Below are 15451 nucleotides of genomic sequence, written 5' to 3' on the forward strand. Positions count from 1 at the left end.
CCAACAAGTTGGCCTGGGAAAATTACTCGCTGCCACTTCGTGGCAAAACACTCGCAATTCCCCCAAATTGGGGCGTTAGCCGAAAAGGATACCCAGTGAATTTTTTTACAAAAGCTTCAGTAAAGCAGGCGCACCTGATTTGGATCGCTTCGATTATCAACATTGGCCTTGGCTTTGTTATCCCTGGGTTTGATGTTTTTGCCAAGAGCATCAGTCATGTCGCACTTGAAGAGCCTGTATTTGCATATACTCACAGAATTGCTGATATCATGATCGGAATCTCTATGTGCTTTTTTGCCATTGGAATACAGCTGACCTCACCCAGTCGAATTTCTTTTTCCATGGCATCTGTTTTATTGCTTGGTCTTAGCATGATCAGTGCGGGAATTTGGACGTTAGAGACACCCCTGCACTTGCTCTACAACCTGTCAATCTTCATGATTATCGCACCTCTTTCGTTTTCACTTGAGTTCAAAAACATCATCAAGTCGCCTTCGTTTGAACTTTTTTCAGCAGCAGTGTCGTTTCTGCATGTGTTCATGTTTTGGCTGATTTATGCTGGCTTCATCCCGTCAGAAATTAATGGGTTGGTACAGCGTATGTGGGCCGTCCCAACAATGGGTTGGTTCGGTATTGCTGCTTACATGCTAGGTTCGCGTCAGTTTTTGGCTAACAATTCAATGCACGCGACAAGCGCGTGATTGAGGGTAAGCGTCTAGCAAAATGCACCTGCCAGTAACTCGTCAAAATGATTAAGCTATTTCCGAATTTCAATGAGGAGATAGCCATGAGAAAAACACGCAGCCTTGAACAATGGCGCAGTATTATTGAAGAACAACAAGCCAGCGATTTAACTATCACTGACTATTGCCAGCAACATGCTTTATCAAAAACAAGCTTCTATGCCGCACGAAGTAAGCTTAATGAATCATCAGGCAGCTTTGTTCGCGCTAAAGTAGCTAAACACGTTGACGTCACCGAACACCAACTGTCGATTACCCTCGAAGTCGGAAAAGTAAACGTCAGTTTGCCTCCCACAACGCCTGCATTTTATCTAGGCCAATTACTACGCGAGCTTGCCTGATGAAAATGTTTGTTGAACCAAAGTGTATTTACTTACACCGCGATGCTGTGGATTTTCGAAAATCCATTGATGGTCTGGTCGCAATCGTTGAGGGTGAGCTTGAACGTGATGCCTATACTGGCGCTTTATTTTTATTTTGCAACAAAGCGAAGGATAAACTCAAGCTGGTTTACTGGGATAAAACGGGGTTTGCTTTGTGGTACAAGCGATTAGGTGCGACAAGAAGTCGCTTTGTTTACTGTTGAACTTTGATTCAACCCTTCGTATTGCCGAAGGTTTCCTATTTCGATATGCGTCACTAGCAATGGTGGGGTGTGAAGCTCGAAAGACAATGTAGCCTTAAGTTCAATAGTGATGTTGAACAAACTGCAAGCATCATGCGGTTGGGCCCTAGGAATTAATGGTATGTGTAATTAACTGAACAGTTGTAACTGTCGTCATTGTAAACAAGCTAAAGATGCTGACAAGCTTGAACCAAAAGGTGTGGTGGACAAGTTAACATGCTCTAGTCTCATGTTACGCAATTTAATGTGCCCCCGGCGGATTGACTGACACTAACCCATTATGTGAATAAAGCGGAACTTGGTAAGCCCGTATGCTCCCTCGTTGAGGTAGTTTCTTCGTAAGAATGAATGACGGGCATGCGGGTAAAGGACGATGGAGAAAGCGAATGCCTTGCTGTAATGGCAAAGATAGATGTATTGAACGTGACATCATGCGAAAGCATAGCCCACTTCCATCGAGTGGTTAATCACAAGAAATTTGTAATAAGATTTTAGCTTAGGAATGCAAATGAATTGCTCTTATGAACAATGTGCACCTATAAACGAAGCGCAATGCTGGTCTAACATCGATTGGAAGGCTGCAAAGCGCTACGTAGGATCATTGCAAGCGCGTATTGTGAAAGCAGTAAAGCAAGGGAGAAAAGGGAAAGTTAAAAGCCTGCAATGGTTATTGACTCATTCCTTTTATGCGAAAGCCCTTGCGGTTAAACAAGTAACGGAGAACAAAGGGCGTAAAACGTCTGGTGTTGATGGCGAAACATGGCAAAGTGCTACTAAAAAATGGCGAGCAATCTCATCGCTCAAACGCTCTGGATACAAGGCAAGTCCATTAAGGCGAGTCTTTATTCCAAAGTCGAATGGGCAGAAAAGACCTCTCGGTATCCCCACAATGCTGGATCGTGGGATGCAAGCACTATATTTGCTAGCCGTTGAGCCAGAAGTGGAGACAAACAGTGACGGCAATTCTTTTGGTTTTCGAAAACAAAGGTCTTGTGCTGATGCGATCGAACAATGCTTCAAAGTATTGTGTCGCAAACGTGCGGGAGAATGGGTGCTTGATGCGGACATTAAAGGTTGCTTCGATAATATCAGCCATGAGTGGATGCTAAAGCACTTAAACATCGACAAACCAATCCTTTCACAGTGGCTGAATGCTGGCTTTATGGAGTCTGGTAAGGTATATCCAACACTTGCAGGAACACCGCAAGGAGGAATAATCTCGCCGACGTTAATGAATATGGTATTGAATCAACTGCAAGGAACAATTGAAGAAGCTTCTGGTGTTAAAAGAGGTAAGCACCGTGAAATTCGTTCTAATGTTAAGAGAGTCTCTGTAATCAGATATGCCGATGATTTTGTTGTAACGGCTCATTCTCAAGCGTTTTTGGTAGATACAATATTGCCTTGTATTAATGAATTTATGTCCCAACGTGGTTTGGCATTATCGCCAGAAAAAACGCACGTTAGGCATATATCAGAGGGTTTTGATTTTCTTGGTCAAAATCTCAGAAAGTATAATGGCAAATTATTGGTCAAACCCAGTAGCAAAAGCGTTCTACATCTGATGAATAAGTTGAGACTTACGATCACCAAATATCGCTCTAGTCGACAAGACAGGCTAATCTTTCAGCTTAATCCAATATTAAGAGGTTGGTGCAATTATCACCGACACAGTGTCGCAAAGGAAGTATTTTGCAAGATTGACTCTGATATATGGTTGCTACTCTGGAAATGGGCATGTCGTAGACATCCTAGAAAAGGAAAATACTGGATTAGGGCTAGATACTTCCACTCTATTGGGGCGCGTAATTGGACATTCTGCACCGGTGATAAACAAATAGGCTTATTTCGGTTAGCAGCAATGCCGATTGTGCGACATCCAAAGATCAATTCCGATGCAAACCCTTACGATCCGACACATGAAACTTACTTTGAATCTCGGCTTGATGTGTTAGTAAATTCTCGCAACAAAGAACGTCTGCATAGATTATTATCACGTCAAAATGGTGAGTGTTTGTATTGCAAAGAAAAAATAACGGCTAAAACTGGTTGGAATATTCACCGCCTAGTACCTTTATATTTAGGTGGTGATAATAAAGCGAGTAATACCGTGGTTGTTCATCCTTATTGCCATAACAGCATTCATAGGAGTCAAAATACTGCTGCGCCATCCTACATGGCGTTATAACGACTTGAGCGGTATGCGGGGAAACTCGCACGTACCGTTCTTAGAGGGCTGGGCTCGAGTAATCGGGTCTGGCTACTCGACAAAAGCAAAAGTTCAAATGGCCAAACAAAGCCAGTCTGCAAGAATTTGAGCTCAGTCCAGAGCAACTGGATTGGTTGTTGTCGGGATATGATGTGCTTGGTCATGAAGAGTTGCGGTATCAATCGATGATCTAATCGATCATATTGGCAGTAAATGATCGTTGCCACACCGTCTGTTTTATCTTTGCGTCAAGCAAGAAAACACCGTCAAATTCTGTTAAATTGCGAACATGAAAATTGATGCACACTCACTTCCTGACGACCCAGAACAACTCAAGCGCATGTTGCTTGAGTTGCAACAGCATATGGATGAAAAGTTAGCTGAAAAAGACGCGCAAATTCACGAATTGCTACAAGCTTATAACGCGAAACTAGCCAAAGAGTACGCCAAGAAATCTGAAAAGATGCCGGGTGCAGGCGAAGTATTCAATGAAGCTGAAGATATTCTCGATGAGCATGATAAAGCGCTATTGGCCACATCGGCCTCAGTAAAGAAAGAAAAAGCCAAACCGAAACGCCGGCCACTGCCAGCGCAGTTGCCGCGAATTGAGGTGGTTGTTGACCTCGAAGAGGATGACAAAATGTGTGATTGCTGTCAAAGCCCCCTTCACAAAATGGGTGAAAGCAGCAGTGAAGCACTCGAGTTTGTGCCAGCGCATATCAAAGTAATCAAAACCATTCGCCCTAAATATACGTGCCGTCACTGTGAACGTGAAGGCATTGAAAGTGTGGTAAGAACCGCTCTTATGCCGGCAACAGCGATTCCAAAAAGCATCGCAACGCCCAGCTTGCTGAGCCAAATAATCATGTGTAAATACCAGTTTGGCTTACCACTTTATCGCCAAGAAACCATGTTAGGCGATATTGGTATTGAGTTGAGTAGACAAACCATGTCGAGCTGGATGTTGCGCTGCGCAGACCTGTTGTCCCCTCTGTATCAACGCTTAAAAGACGTGTTGCTATCTCAACCGGTTATTCACGGCGATGAAACCCCGTTAAACGTCATTAATGCAGATAAAGCAACCAGCTATATGTGGCTGTATTGTTGCGGCGATGATAAACCAGGTAAAGGCACTAATATTGTCCTGTTTGATTACCATAACAGTCGCGCAGGCCAATGTGCGGTTGATTTCCTTGATGGTTACGAAGGCTACATGCACGTTGACGGCTACAAGGCATACGAGCAAACGAAAGCAACACTGGTTGCATGTCTAGCCCATATGCGCCGTAAATTCATCGAGGCTAAAGGCAATAATAAAAAAACCGTCAAAGCAGATGTAGCACTAAACCTTATTCGCAAGCTCTACGGTATTGAGCAAGCCATCAAAGATAAAACGGCCGATGAAAAATTCAAGATTAGGCAGCAAAAAGCCAAACCAATCGTTGATGAATTATATCAATGGTTACTCAAGCATAAAGATAAAATCCCACCAAAAATGGCGTTAGGTGAAGCAATTACCTATGCGATAAATCAGTTTGAGAAATTCAGGCGTTACCTTGATGATGGCAGGCTCAGTATTGACAATAACCGTGCAGAGCGAGCCATAAAACCGTTCGTAATAGGGCGAAAAAACTGGTTGTTCTCAAATACCTGCAATGGTGCACATGCCAGCGCTATACTCTATAGTCTTGTTGAAACCGCAAAGGCAAATGACCTTGTGGTGCATGACTATATCTCTACTTGCTTACAGCGCCTTGCTGAGCAGCCAGATAACCTTGAGCCACTGCTACCTTGGAACATTAAGCAAAGCTAGGTGTCGTTAGCTATACGCTTACATTCAATTGAAGATTTTTCCACAAAGAGCAGTAAATGAGGATTAGCTTGAAGGCTAATATTGATATGTGAAAACACGTTGCATTAATAAGGGTAAACCCTTATCACCCTAAGGGATCCCCAAAAATAATTATTAAATTTCAATTACATCACTCACATCCATATTTTTCCAATCGAGTTGCACTACCACCTGTACGAAATAGGCTAGTCCTGCCAAATAATCTCGCCGTCGCAGTTTAATGGACTGTTTTTTGAAGTATCGCAGCCCAACAAATGCCCATGACACTACTCGTCTTTTTTTGGTTGAATTAGCTTGAAAAGCGCCTGTCTTTCCTGCTTTGTCTATCACTGCCCCCAGCATCATTGAGAACCAATGAGCCAGTGTGGCAAGCAGCAACAGTATGTCTAATCGATAGAGTTTGTTTGTCCTGTGCAGATCTGAGCCTAAGCCGAACCTAACACTTTTTTGATCTCGAAATCCTGCTTCTATCTGCATTCTCATACCATATAATTTGAGTACTTTTTCGAGAAAGTGGTGCCTCTTTGGAAGAGAAGAAACGAGTAGCCAAGGCTCCTTATAACCACGTTTTTTATCTCTTTTTAATAACTTATGTCCCTTGCCAACCAGCACTGCATGAGTTTGATATTTTGCACTTTTGGTCAACTCGGTCGCGCCAAGATACTGGCTCTTACGTTGATTGCTCTTGAATAGTGACTGGCATGGAACAAACTCATCGCTGCCCTGCGTTTTCAAATGTGCCGTACCTCGAACACGGCTAATATAATGCCAGCCATTGTTTCGCACGGCTTTGAGCCAAGGAACTTTAAAGCCCGCATCCGTCACAATTACGGGCCGGCAGTCACCCGGCAAAATCAGTTTGAGCATCTTTAAGAACCGTTTTTGAACTTTTGGGCAATGATACTGAAAACTGAATGCACTTTCCTGATACAGGGTCAAAGAACGACCTTCACTGGCAATGCTGGCACGCAGAATACAGTATTTGGTTTGTGTATCTGCATGACTCCAATCAACCAAAATGACGGGATGCTTTTCAGTGACCACAAAACGGCTTAAGCGAACATAAACCGATGTCGACTCACGCAAAAGCTCGTGGTTACTGAGTAGTCGATCAATACGTTTAATATCATGTTTTTCAGTTGTTTTTGAATTCAAGTTGCGGCCGATAGAAGTCAAGGTACATTGCTGACAGTGCAATAGAGATTTAACGGCAGCGACTAAAGTATTAAATCTGGCTTTATGAATTGAGTTAGGGGTGACAGCGTGGAGCATATTGTGCAAAATAGTAGACGCATTCATGGTGTTTAGTTCTGTTGTTTTTAAGCGATTCATAAGATCACAAAACACCATGAATGTTCCCTCGCTTCCCACATTTTTTAAGACTATTAATTCATTGATATATAAAGGCTAATTTTGGGGATGTTTTAGCTTATCACCTTAAATAAGCCAATCAAGTACCTGTAATACCTTGCAAAACGCACATTAAAACAACTTTTATATTTTATGTGAAAGTCAGTTGTCGATTGAATCAAAATAGGAACTAGGCTATGGTTAATGCATCGATAAAAATAAATTAAAAACGAGTAATTCTACAGGCTCGTTAGGTTAAATAAACGGACATATATTTTATGCTCAAGGTAATTGCTCAAGATTTCATCAAGCCGGAATGCATTGACGAAGTCATGCCTTTGTATCGGGAGCTTGTGGAGAAGACGAAAAAAGAGCCGCTGTGCGTGTCTTATGCACTTTTCATCAATCAGAAAGATCCTGGGCACTTCATATTTATAGAGGAGTGGCCTGATCGAGTAGCTTTGGACACGCATTGCAACACTAAGCATTTCAAGAGGTTGGTGCCTATGATAGATCAGCACCAACGGTCACCTGGAACCTATCTGCTTATGGATTCATTCGAGTGATTGATTCAACCTAACAAGGCGCTGTTGTCGCCGCTATCGCGGCTGGGACGGCTTACGCTTCGCTCCAGCCGCCCCAAAGCTTTGCGTTAAACACGAAAATGGAAGTTTTATGACTCAAATAAATCCTGTATCTATTCAAGAAACATTTAAAGAAATTAAATGTCTAGAAGGTAGGACGCCAGAAACGACAAATGAAGAAGCTAAAGATTCTTTTGCAAAACTATCTGATTATCGAGATGGTGGAATTTTCATTACACACTATTCTGGTAACAGTGAGTGGGAAAGACATTCTAATGGAGATGAACTTGTTCAAGTGATAGAAGGCGAAACGACTTTAATATTATTGTCTGATAATAATGAGACGCCACACATATTAAGAGAAAGTGAATTACTAGTTGTGCCGAAAAACATGTGGCACCGGTTTGAAACACCAAAAGCTGTGAAGGTAATGACAGTTACACCTCAACCAACTGAACATAGTGTTGAGCGCCCTGAAAACGCTTAACAAGAAGTGACAAGGCGACAAATTACTCGCTGACTCGCTCGCAATTTTTCGCTTGCGCTTGGCGTTACTCAACTCAGTCTCGAAGTTTATGGATATATATGAAGAAAATAATTTTTTTTACTGTTTTAGTTAGTCTTTCATTACCATGCTTTGCAATTGTGACTAAACATGATGTCAATAAAGATAAATACTTGGCGAAAAGTGTACCCGAATTTTTAATAGATATGCCGGGTGAGGGGCATGGCGTATTGATAAAGCCAAATTGGATTGTGACTGTTGCCCATTTAATTTTCTCTGATTACACGGGAAAAGAAATTGTTATTCATGGACAAAAATTCACGATAGAGAGAGTTATCATCCATCATAATGCTAAAAAACCTGATAGTTCTTTATTTGAAGGGGACGCTAAACCCCTTATGGATTTCATGAAAACAACAAGTGACATTGCGCTTATTAAGTTGGCTGAAAATGTATCGCATGTTCGACCAATAGCGTTGTACTTGGATAGTGATGAGTTAGGGAAGGAAATAACGGCGTTTGGGAGGGGCTCAACGGGCGATGGAAAGGTAGGTTCGGTATTCGAAACCAAAAGGAAAAAAGTACTTCGAACAATGTCGAATAAGATTGATGTCGTTGAGGGGAACTGGATATCTATTACATTAGATGACGGTCAGAACGCACTTGAGTTAGAAGGTATCGATGGCTCGGGTGATAGCGGTGGACCACTGATAATTGAAAAAAAAGGAAAACAGTACTTGGCGGGGTTATTCAGTTGGGATTATGTTGAAGGAGACCTGAAATCCTTTAAGCATGGCCTATACGGCGGAAAGTCCTACCAAGTAAGAATATCTAATTATACCAATTGGATAAACAAAGTTATAAAGAGTAACTAACAAGGTGCTTCTGCGGAAATTTACTCGCTCGCACTCCTAAATTTCCGCAGAAGCACGGCGTTAAATTGCAAATGAGGCCAAATTGAAATATCTATCGTTCCTACTGCTCTTTGTACCAAGTGCTCACGCTTGTTTTGGCGGCACAAGTAAAGAAGATTACGAATTGATAAAGTCTCAATCTTTAGATCAGATTTATTTAATGGTGGGCTTGCTGATCCTTGCGGTAATTTTACGTGCGATAACAAACAAGAATAAAATTTGGGTACCGCTACTTATAACTTCAACAAGCATGTACTTCCCATTTGCGCAGTATCAATCGGCTCTATATAACAATGATTGGTGTGGCTGGGGTGTAGTTCATGCATTTGAATTAGGGACAAAATTTATGGTGTGTATTTTTGTGATTGAATTACTTAATTTCTTATATGCAAGGTTTAAAAGAAGAGAAGTAAATGCAATTTAACAAACCAAGTCATCAGAAAAACCACTCACTAGCTGCGGCAAAACGTTCGTGTTTTCCGCTGCTTGGGGCGTTAACCTTACCAAGATTATTTATTAGAATTATGCGAAATTTTTATAAAATTCATCTACTAACAACACTTGTATTTGGGATGTTATCATTTAAAACACTTGCCCACGACCAACCAGCTGCCTACGAAGTAATTAATCTTGCTGATGATTTTTATTCTGTATATCAGTCAAGCAAAAAGTTATCCCCTGAAAAGAGAGCGGAGCGGTTTTCACAATATTTTACCTCTCAGTTTGAACCCTTTTATAGTAATAAAAACTTTGTTAAATCCATTGAAAATTTCAGTGAGATAGAAGAAGTGTACTTGTTAAAAAACAATCGGTTATCTAAAAACTTAAATGACAGCATGGAGTCATTTATTGCTACTATTGCAGATTTTAAATCTGAAACACCAATATATATACTCCATTCGCTCGGTAGGTTTAATGGTGCAACACGTGATTTAAATGGTAAGTCTTACTTAATGTTTGGTGTAGATTTAATGGCTAAATACCATAACTGGAAGAATGATACCCCATTTTTTCATCATGAGTTATTTCATGTCTATCATGAAAACTTTTTTCAATGTAATGATGAACTCTGGTGCTCGCTTTGGACTGAAGGCTTAGCAACGCATGTGTCACACCAATTGAATTCGTCTGCAACTAATGATGAATTGATGCTAAACATACCTGAAAATATGATTAAAAATGTCCGCTCTAGACTGCTTTATTCGCTGACTGATCTTAAGAGAAAGTTTTACTCCAAAAATCCTGAAACATATTCTTCATTCTTCAATTTCAGAAAGGATGAGACAAATTTGCCATATCGTAGAGGTTATTACTTAGGCTATATTTTAGCTAAAGAAATAGGCAAAAATTACAGTATAGAAGAGTTGGCTAAAATGGAGAAAAAGACCGTAGAGCTATTATTACTAAAAGAACTTGATTCATTCATTGAATCGGAAGGCTAATCGGGTAGCCGGAGGTCTCCTCCAGCCCCCACACCACCGATCATGCGCTTTTATTAACAGGAAGTGCAATAGGTGGATTACCATCTCCCGTAATGAATATTGATCCAAATATCTCTCAATGACACTAAACCTTGTGACGCTAAATAGTCATTGCCTAGTGCAATGTTAATTCCTTTTGTTTTTGAGCTTCTACAAGGGCCTTCGCTTCCAAGCGCCTACTTTTGGTACTGGTGATACCACATGCTATGGCGAGTCGTTCACTAACACCCAATTTCATTAAACTGCGCACTTTGGTGCTTGTTATACCTTATAAAGAGCGCCATTGTCGCCAGTAGCACATTCTTATCCTACGGCGGATCCAGTGATCTAAATCCACCGTTAGCTGATAAGCGTTGGCTATTAGGTAGTAGTGTCCCCCCAAGCGCTTAAACACTTCGTGGGTCTAGCATCTGTATTACTCTAAAGCCCAGCGTCTATGAACCTCTTTGTGAATAATTCAATTAAAGATCTTTTGCACAAAGAGCAGAGAAAGAGAAGTAAATGAGGATTACCTTAAAGGCTAATTATTTTTCGGGGGTATTACCCAAACACCTGCGGTAATCCCCCCGAAAAATAATGGGTGTCAAACGTAGAATTTTCTCTTATTGTAAACACAGGAGAAAATTATGAAAAAAGCACATTTTACAGACAGTCAGATCCTCGCTATTTTGAAGCAAGCCGAAAGTGGTGTCCCGATCCCTGAGCTATGCCGTGAACATGGTATGGGTAACTCAACCTTTTATAAATGGCGCGCAAAATACGGCGGTATGGATGCCTCTTTAATGACGAGAATGAAAGAACTTGAAGATGAAAACCGTCGTTTGAAGAAAATGTATGCTGAAGAGCGACTTAAATCCGAGGTCATTCAAGAGGCTATGGCAAAAAAGTGGTGAAGGCTTCTGAGCGCAAGATATTGGCACATGAAGTCGTTAGTACAAATAAAATGAGTATTGCCTTAGCCTGTCGCACTTTCATGATCAGTGAAACGTGTTATCGCTATACGTCGACATTAAAAAATGAAAACTTAAAAATAGCAGAGCTGTTACTCGATTTGACTGAATCAAAGCGCAATTGGGGCTTTGGGCTATGCTTTTTATATTTTCGCAATGTAAAACGATATAAATGGAATCACAAACGAGTTTACCGCATTTACCGTGAGCTTGAGTTAAACTTGCGAATAAAGCCTAGGAAACGCTTAAAGAGAGACAAACCTGAGCCATTGGCTGTACCAGAAACCATTAATGAATGCTGGTCAATGGATTTTATGCATGACCAACTAGCGGATGGCAGAGCGTGTCGTTTATTTAATGTAATAGATGACTTTAATCGCGAAGGACTGACTATTGATGCTGATTTATCACTGCCTGCTGAGCGTGTGCTCCGCTCGTTAAATCAAATTATAGAGTGGCGCGGTAAACCTAAAGCCATCAGGTGTGATAATGGCCCAGAATATATTAGCCATAAACTCGCTCAATGGGCATTGAATAATGAGATCGAATTACGATTTATTCAACCTGGTAATCCACAGCAAAATGCGTATATAGAGCGCTTTAATCGAACAGTTCGTTATGACTGGCTAAGTCATTATATTTACAGTGACATTAGTGAGTTACAAGACAGAGCTACCGATTGGTTATGGACTTACAATAATGAACGCCCTAACATGGGCATAGGTGGCATAACACCAATACAAAAACTGGAAAAGTTAAACAACGAAAATTCTACAGCTAGCCTCCATTAAAAATGGGTGGATTACCCTGCAATACCTTCCAAAACGCCCATTAAAGCAACAGCAAATCCTCTTTTTATATTTTACGTGAAAGTCAGTTGTCGATTGAATCAAAATAGGAACTCGGCTATGGTTAATACATCAATAAAAATAAATTAAAACGAGTTAATCTACAGGCTCGTTGAGGCATACATAAGGATTTACATGAACGTTGCTTTAAGCATCATGAAAAAAATTTGGAATCTTGGGGCTGTTATATTTTTCATTTGGTTCGGTTTTAAAGTCATAGGTTATGGAATTGACCTATTAAATGTTGAAGTACCGTCAATCTGTAAATATACCGATGTTGCTGAGTTTTCTTCTCCAAACGGTAAAAAAATTGCAAAACTTGGTTATTCTGATTGTGGAGCCACTACAAATTGGCAATCAGGTATAAGTATTGTTGATGTAGAAACGGGTAAAGTATTTAGAGGCTTGTTTGGATTGGATGGGAAACCTGAAAATATAGACGTTGTTTGGAAATCAGACACAAAAGTAGTGGTTTCTAATTTTCCAATAAAAAACTTACTTTGGTTTAAAAACGATAACTTTGCAGGCGCTTGGTTAGAGTTAAAGCCAAGTATGGCTAATCAGGTAGCCGGAGGTCTCCTCCAGCCCCCACACCACCCATCATGCGTTTTTTATTAACAGGAAGTGCAATGGGCGGTTCATCTCCCGTAATGAATATTGATCCAAATATCTCTCAATGACGCTAAACCTTATGAAGTTAAATGGAAATAAAAGGACAGACAAAAATTTTTGCAATATTTACTTTTAGGTAAAATCGAAGTAAGCGATTGAATCAAAATAGGAACTCGACTATGGTTAATGCATCAATAAAAATAAATTAAAACGAGTTATTCTACAGGCTCGTTATGTGTAAGGAGAGGTCCAGTGCTAAAACTTTTAAAAACCTTGTTTAGCAGAAGCTCCAAACAAAAATTTTCAGCTGAAACGCGTTCGTCTCCTCAAGAAAAGACTAATTGGGATGAAATATCTGAAAAGGATATGCCTTCTAGTGAAAAAATAAAACTTGTAAAAGTTCAAGACACCCCAGTTAAAGAGGGTCAGGTACTAGAAGCAAAGAGGAAGTCTAAAAAATATACAATTACAGTTACACCTCAACTCCAAGATTTCTTTGAACACGATGAAAACAAAAGAATCACTGTATACGTTCTTGCCGGAAGCAAGGAAGAGGCATTAGAGACCTTGTCTAATAAACTCTCTGGTAAGCATCCATTTTATAGCGACTCAAACACAAATAATGCAATTTCAGGTCGTTGGTACGATGGCAATAGGTATCTATTGGATATTACACATTTTGAAAAATCGGCTTAAACACATAACAATTGGTTCAAATCGCTTGCTGGGACGAGCTAAAGCCCGCCCCTTAACCAAACGTTGGCTAGCAACACTCTACAGGCAGCCAAATGATCAGCATAGATAGTGCAGAAACTCTGTTTCAGAAGATTAGCGAAATTCAGCATGTCTCGCCCACTCTGAAAGGCAGGACCAGTGATCAAGTTGAGTGGAAGACGCTTTCTTATTTCCTAGCCGCTCATAAGCTCGACCTACGTTATCCTTTTGTCATCCGAAAGAGTGAAAAACCAGATTTCCTATTAGAGTTTTCTGACCTTTGTTGGGGTATAGAAATAACCGAGGCTATACATCCTGACTACAACCGACTAAGGGCGCTACTGGAGAAGGAAAGTCCTGATCAATGGTTTATCGACCCATCGCATTTCAAATGGGGGGCGACTCGGAAGAGTTTGGCTGAGATCAGAGCACTTGCGTCCAAAACTGAGCTTACTGGCTTGCCCTGGATGGGAAATAAGGTCGAGAAGGAGTTTGCCGCTATGCTAAAAGAGGTTGCAAGCGGAAAGGCAGTGAAACTAGGCTCTGGGAAATATGAAAGATGCGATAAAAACTTTCTCCTTATCTATAGCAATCAAAGTCTGCCTCAGCTGAATCTTGACGAGGGGTCTTCTTTGGCAAAGGAGATGCTCGGGTGGGCTGGTGAGTTGTTCGACGTGGTGTCTGTTGTCAGAGGCACCACCCTTATCGAATTTTCTGAAGGACAGGTGCTCGCGAAACTCATACCAAGAATCGGAAATGAATAATCGGGTAGCCGGAGGTTTCTAACTTCCAACTCTCACACCATCGTTCATGCAGGTCGCGAGCACACTTGATTTATAAGGCGTGCTCACGACCTGTTACAGACATAGTAGTGATAAACCAGCGTCTATTGAGCATCCAGTGATAATAAAACATTTAAGTGTTGTAGCGCACAGAGCTGGGGAGCTTTATAAACTAGGCTTTAATTCTCGGCGTTTTACATTAACGTGAGGGGCGAGAACTCTGAGGCAACTATGCAAAATCCAACTCATGATAAAAAAGTAGATGATAAAAAGTCTGCTGAAACACTAAAAAAAGAAGCGGCAAGCAAGCGCGCAGCTTTAGAACCTGACACGAAAAAATCATACAGAAAACCCCAGCAAAAATAATAGAGTCGTTAATTATCTAACCAGTTTTCGCAAAGCATTATTTGAGCTTAATTAAGGATAGAGTGGCATTATCGACAGATAGATTCGATAAATATTCAAGGAGCTAGATAATAGATGTTCTCTACTATTTGTGGTTCTTCGCTCGTTGGTGAGGGATCATATTTTGTTGTTTAAGGCTACTGAGAGCGCTATGTCATTAGGGACTGTTGATCTTTGTGGTACATATATTGATCAGCCCGCATTGGTAGCCACATTATCGTAAATGCTAAAGCGAGCATTGAATGATAATTTCATTCAAGCTTTTCATACTGTGTGGCTATCTTTCTATATTGCTTAATACGGCCAAATGCATTCTCAACCAAGTGCCGATATTTGTACATGTACCAGTCAATATCTTCATTACCTACTAAACTGTTATCCTTGCGTGGAATAACGGGTGTCGCGTTGTTATCACGAACCAACTCTCTCAGTTTTTCACTGTCGTAGCCTTTGTCTGCGACAACCATATTACTTGTTGGGCAATTGGCGACGAGTGACTCTGCATGGACGATATCATGTGTATTTCCGCACGATAATTCATAGAGAATAGGCAATCCTCTGCTATAACCTAAGTGTTAGTTTGTTAATTTATGCTGCATACAACATTGGCTGTATTAATTTCACATTTATATAAATCATTCAGCAAAACATAGCCATATTCTTCGTCTTTAATTATTTGAGCTTTGGGAGTAGTGAGCTCAAATCAAGACGATTTGTGCATTTCATTTTCTATGAGCATAGAATTTAATACCAACACCGTATTTTAATTCAGTAAAAATTAATAGTCGTACTCACAAAATAGCGGCGGCTTTGCTGACTTTTGCATTTAGAACGAGTAGATCTTGAATATGCCCACCTTCTACCATTTTCAAAACGA

General features: G+C 40.7%; 17 protein-coding genes and 1 pseudogene. 15 read left to right on the forward strand and 3 right to left on the reverse strand.

Annotated features, from left to right (window positions below; translation table 11 throughout):
* The first annotated feature begins 95 nt into the window (after positions 1–95).
* From ACMVDV_RS01850 to tnpC, 5 genes are all read left to right on the forward strand, one after another.
* Complete coding sequence (locus ACMVDV_RS01850) at positions 96–701, forward strand: DUF998 domain-containing protein (RefSeq protein WP_208168174.1); 606 nt, start codon at positions 96–98, stop codon at positions 699–701.
* Positions 702–787: 86 nt separating this feature from the next.
* Entirely contained in the window at positions 788–1084 is a 297-nt protein-coding gene (tnpA, locus tag ACMVDV_RS01855; protein WP_416156997.1) for an IS66 family insertion sequence element accessory protein TnpA, read from the forward strand.
* Positions 1084–1329 (forward strand): IS66 family insertion sequence element accessory protein TnpB, encoded by a 246-nt coding sequence (gene tnpB / locus ACMVDV_RS01860; protein ID WP_192540579.1) that lies wholly within the window; start codon positions 1084–1086, stop codon positions 1327–1329. Before tnpA ends, tnpB begins: the two co-directional genes overlap by 1 nt.
* 547 nt (positions 1330–1876) lie before the next feature.
* Positions 1877–3556: a group II intron reverse transcriptase/maturase gene (ltrA, locus tag ACMVDV_RS01865; protein WP_248475026.1), complete on the forward strand. Its 1680-nt coding sequence runs from the start codon at positions 1877–1879 to the stop codon at positions 3554–3556.
* A gap of 310 nt (positions 3557–3866) precedes the next feature.
* Positions 3867–5390 (forward strand): IS66 family transposase, encoded by a 1524-nt coding sequence (tnpC, locus tag ACMVDV_RS01870; protein ID WP_416156998.1) that lies wholly within the window; start codon positions 3867–3869, stop codon positions 5388–5390.
* 153 nt (positions 5391–5543) lie between these two features.
* Here the strand turns inward: tnpC and ACMVDV_RS01875 are convergent, their stop codons facing one another.
* On the reverse strand, positions 5544–6761 hold the full coding sequence (locus ACMVDV_RS01875; protein WP_416156999.1) for an IS4 family transposase: 1218 nt from the start codon (positions 6759–6761) through the stop codon (positions 5544–5546).
* Positions 6762–7057: 296 nt separating this feature from the next.
* Between ACMVDV_RS01875 and ACMVDV_RS01880 the strand changes: the two genes are divergently transcribed.
* From ACMVDV_RS01880 to ACMVDV_RS01900, 5 genes are all read left to right on the forward strand, one after another.
* On the forward strand, positions 7058–7345 hold the full coding sequence (locus ACMVDV_RS01880) for a putative quinol monooxygenase (RefSeq protein ID WP_416157000.1): 288 nt from the start codon (positions 7058–7060) through the stop codon (positions 7343–7345).
* A 109-nt stretch (positions 7346–7454) separates the two neighbouring features.
* Positions 7455–7850, forward strand: coding sequence for a cupin domain-containing protein (locus ACMVDV_RS01885; RefSeq protein ID WP_416157001.1), 396 nt, complete (start codon positions 7455–7457; stop codon positions 7848–7850).
* Positions 7851–7948: 98 nt separating this feature from the next.
* Positions 7949–8743, forward strand: a complete 795-nt coding sequence (locus tag ACMVDV_RS01890) for a trypsin-like serine protease (RefSeq protein WP_416157002.1) — start codon at positions 7949–7951, stop codon at positions 8741–8743.
* A gap of 82 nt (positions 8744–8825) precedes the next feature.
* Positions 8826–9206, forward strand: coding sequence for a hypothetical protein (locus ACMVDV_RS01895; RefSeq protein WP_416157003.1), 381 nt, complete (start codon positions 8826–8828; stop codon positions 9204–9206).
* The gene (locus ACMVDV_RS01900) at positions 9196–10224 is read left to right on the forward strand and encodes a hypothetical protein (RefSeq protein ID WP_416157004.1); all 1029 of its coding nucleotides are present in this window, start codon (positions 9196–9198) and stop codon (positions 10222–10224) included. Before ACMVDV_RS01895 ends, ACMVDV_RS01900 begins: the two co-directional genes overlap by 11 nt.
* A gap of 77 nt (positions 10225–10301) precedes the next feature.
* Here the strand turns inward: ACMVDV_RS01900 and ACMVDV_RS01905 are convergent.
* Positions 10302–10636 (reverse strand): annotated as a pseudogene (locus ACMVDV_RS01905) (group II intron maturase-specific domain-containing protein); the annotation flags it as partial.
* Positions 10637–10889: 253 nt separating this feature from the next.
* Between ACMVDV_RS01905 and ACMVDV_RS01910 the strand changes: the two are divergent.
* The 5 genes from ACMVDV_RS01910 to ACMVDV_RS01930 all read left to right on the forward strand — a co-directional run bounded on the left by ACMVDV_RS01910 (position 10890) and on the right by ACMVDV_RS01930 (position 14535).
* A protein-coding gene (locus ACMVDV_RS01910; protein WP_416156808.1) for an IS3 family transposase occupies positions 10890–12004 on the forward strand; the annotation gives its coding sequence in 2 pieces (ribosomal slippage) (positions 10890–11142 and positions 11142–12004; 1116 coding nt in all).
* A 192-nt stretch (positions 12005–12196) separates the two neighbouring features.
* Positions 12197–12679 (forward strand): hypothetical protein, encoded by a 483-nt coding sequence (locus ACMVDV_RS01915; protein WP_416157005.1) that lies wholly within the window; start codon positions 12197–12199, stop codon positions 12677–12679.
* Positions 12680–12925: 246 nt separating this feature from the next.
* Positions 12926–13369 (forward strand): hypothetical protein, encoded by a 444-nt coding sequence (locus tag ACMVDV_RS01920; protein WP_416157006.1) that lies wholly within the window; start codon positions 12926–12928, stop codon positions 13367–13369.
* A 92-nt stretch (positions 13370–13461) separates the two neighbouring features.
* Positions 13462–14151, forward strand: coding sequence for a hypothetical protein (locus tag ACMVDV_RS01925; protein ID WP_416157007.1), 690 nt, complete (start codon positions 13462–13464; stop codon positions 14149–14151).
* A 249-nt stretch (positions 14152–14400) separates the two neighbouring features.
* Positions 14401–14535, forward strand: coding sequence for a hypothetical protein (locus ACMVDV_RS01930; protein ID WP_257326201.1), 135 nt, complete (start codon positions 14401–14403; stop codon positions 14533–14535).
* A gap of 290 nt (positions 14536–14825) precedes the next feature.
* On the opposite strand, the gene ACMVDV_RS01935 is transcribed toward ACMVDV_RS01930, so the two are convergent.
* Positions 14826–15128 (reverse strand): transposase, encoded by a 303-nt coding sequence (locus ACMVDV_RS01935; protein ID WP_416157008.1) that lies wholly within the window; start codon positions 15126–15128, stop codon positions 14826–14828.
* Between the last annotated feature and the right edge of the window lie 323 nt (positions 15129–15451).

Origin of the sequence: Pseudoalteromonas sp. ASV78 (assembly GCF_047806705.1) — a bacterium.
Taxonomy (GTDB): domain Bacteria; phylum Pseudomonadota; class Gammaproteobacteria; order Enterobacterales; family Alteromonadaceae; genus Pseudoalteromonas; species Pseudoalteromonas prydzensis_A.

Excerpts from the sequence above, each read along its gene's own strand:
- tnpA (WP_416156997.1), top strand. The coding sequence starts at position 788 with ATGAGAAAAACACGCAGCCTTGAACAATGGCGCAGTATTATTGAAGAA.
- tnpB (WP_192540579.1), top strand. The coding sequence starts at position 1,084 with ATGAAAATGTTTGTTGAACCAAAGTGTATTTACTTACACCGCGATGCT.
- ltrA (WP_248475026.1), top strand. The coding sequence starts at position 1,877 with ATGAATTGCTCTTATGAACAATGTGCACCTATAAACGAAGCGCAATGC.
- tnpC (WP_416156998.1), top strand. The coding sequence starts at position 3,867 with ATGAAAATTGATGCACACTCACTTCCTGACGACCCAGAACAACTCAAG.
- ACMVDV_RS01875 (WP_416156999.1), bottom strand. The coding sequence starts at position 6,761 with ATGAATCGCTTAAAAACAACAGAACTAAACACCATGAATGCGTCTACT.
- ACMVDV_RS01880 (WP_416157000.1), top strand. The coding sequence starts at position 7,058 with ATGCTCAAGGTAATTGCTCAAGATTTCATCAAGCCGGAATGCATTGAC.
- ACMVDV_RS01885 (WP_416157001.1), top strand. The coding sequence starts at position 7,455 with ATGACTCAAATAAATCCTGTATCTATTCAAGAAACATTTAAAGAAATT.
- ACMVDV_RS01890 (WP_416157002.1), top strand. The coding sequence starts at position 7,949 with ATGAAGAAAATAATTTTTTTTACTGTTTTAGTTAGTCTTTCATTACCA.
- ACMVDV_RS01900 (WP_416157004.1), top strand. The coding sequence starts at position 9,196 with ATGCAATTTAACAAACCAAGTCATCAGAAAAACCACTCACTAGCTGCG.
- ACMVDV_RS01915 (WP_416157005.1), top strand. The coding sequence starts at position 12,197 with ATGAACGTTGCTTTAAGCATCATGAAAAAAATTTGGAATCTTGGGGCT.
- ACMVDV_RS01925 (WP_416157007.1), top strand. The coding sequence starts at position 13,462 with ATGATCAGCATAGATAGTGCAGAAACTCTGTTTCAGAAGATTAGCGAA.
- ACMVDV_RS01930 (WP_257326201.1), top strand. The coding sequence starts at position 14,401 with ATGCAAAATCCAACTCATGATAAAAAAGTAGATGATAAAAAGTCTGCT.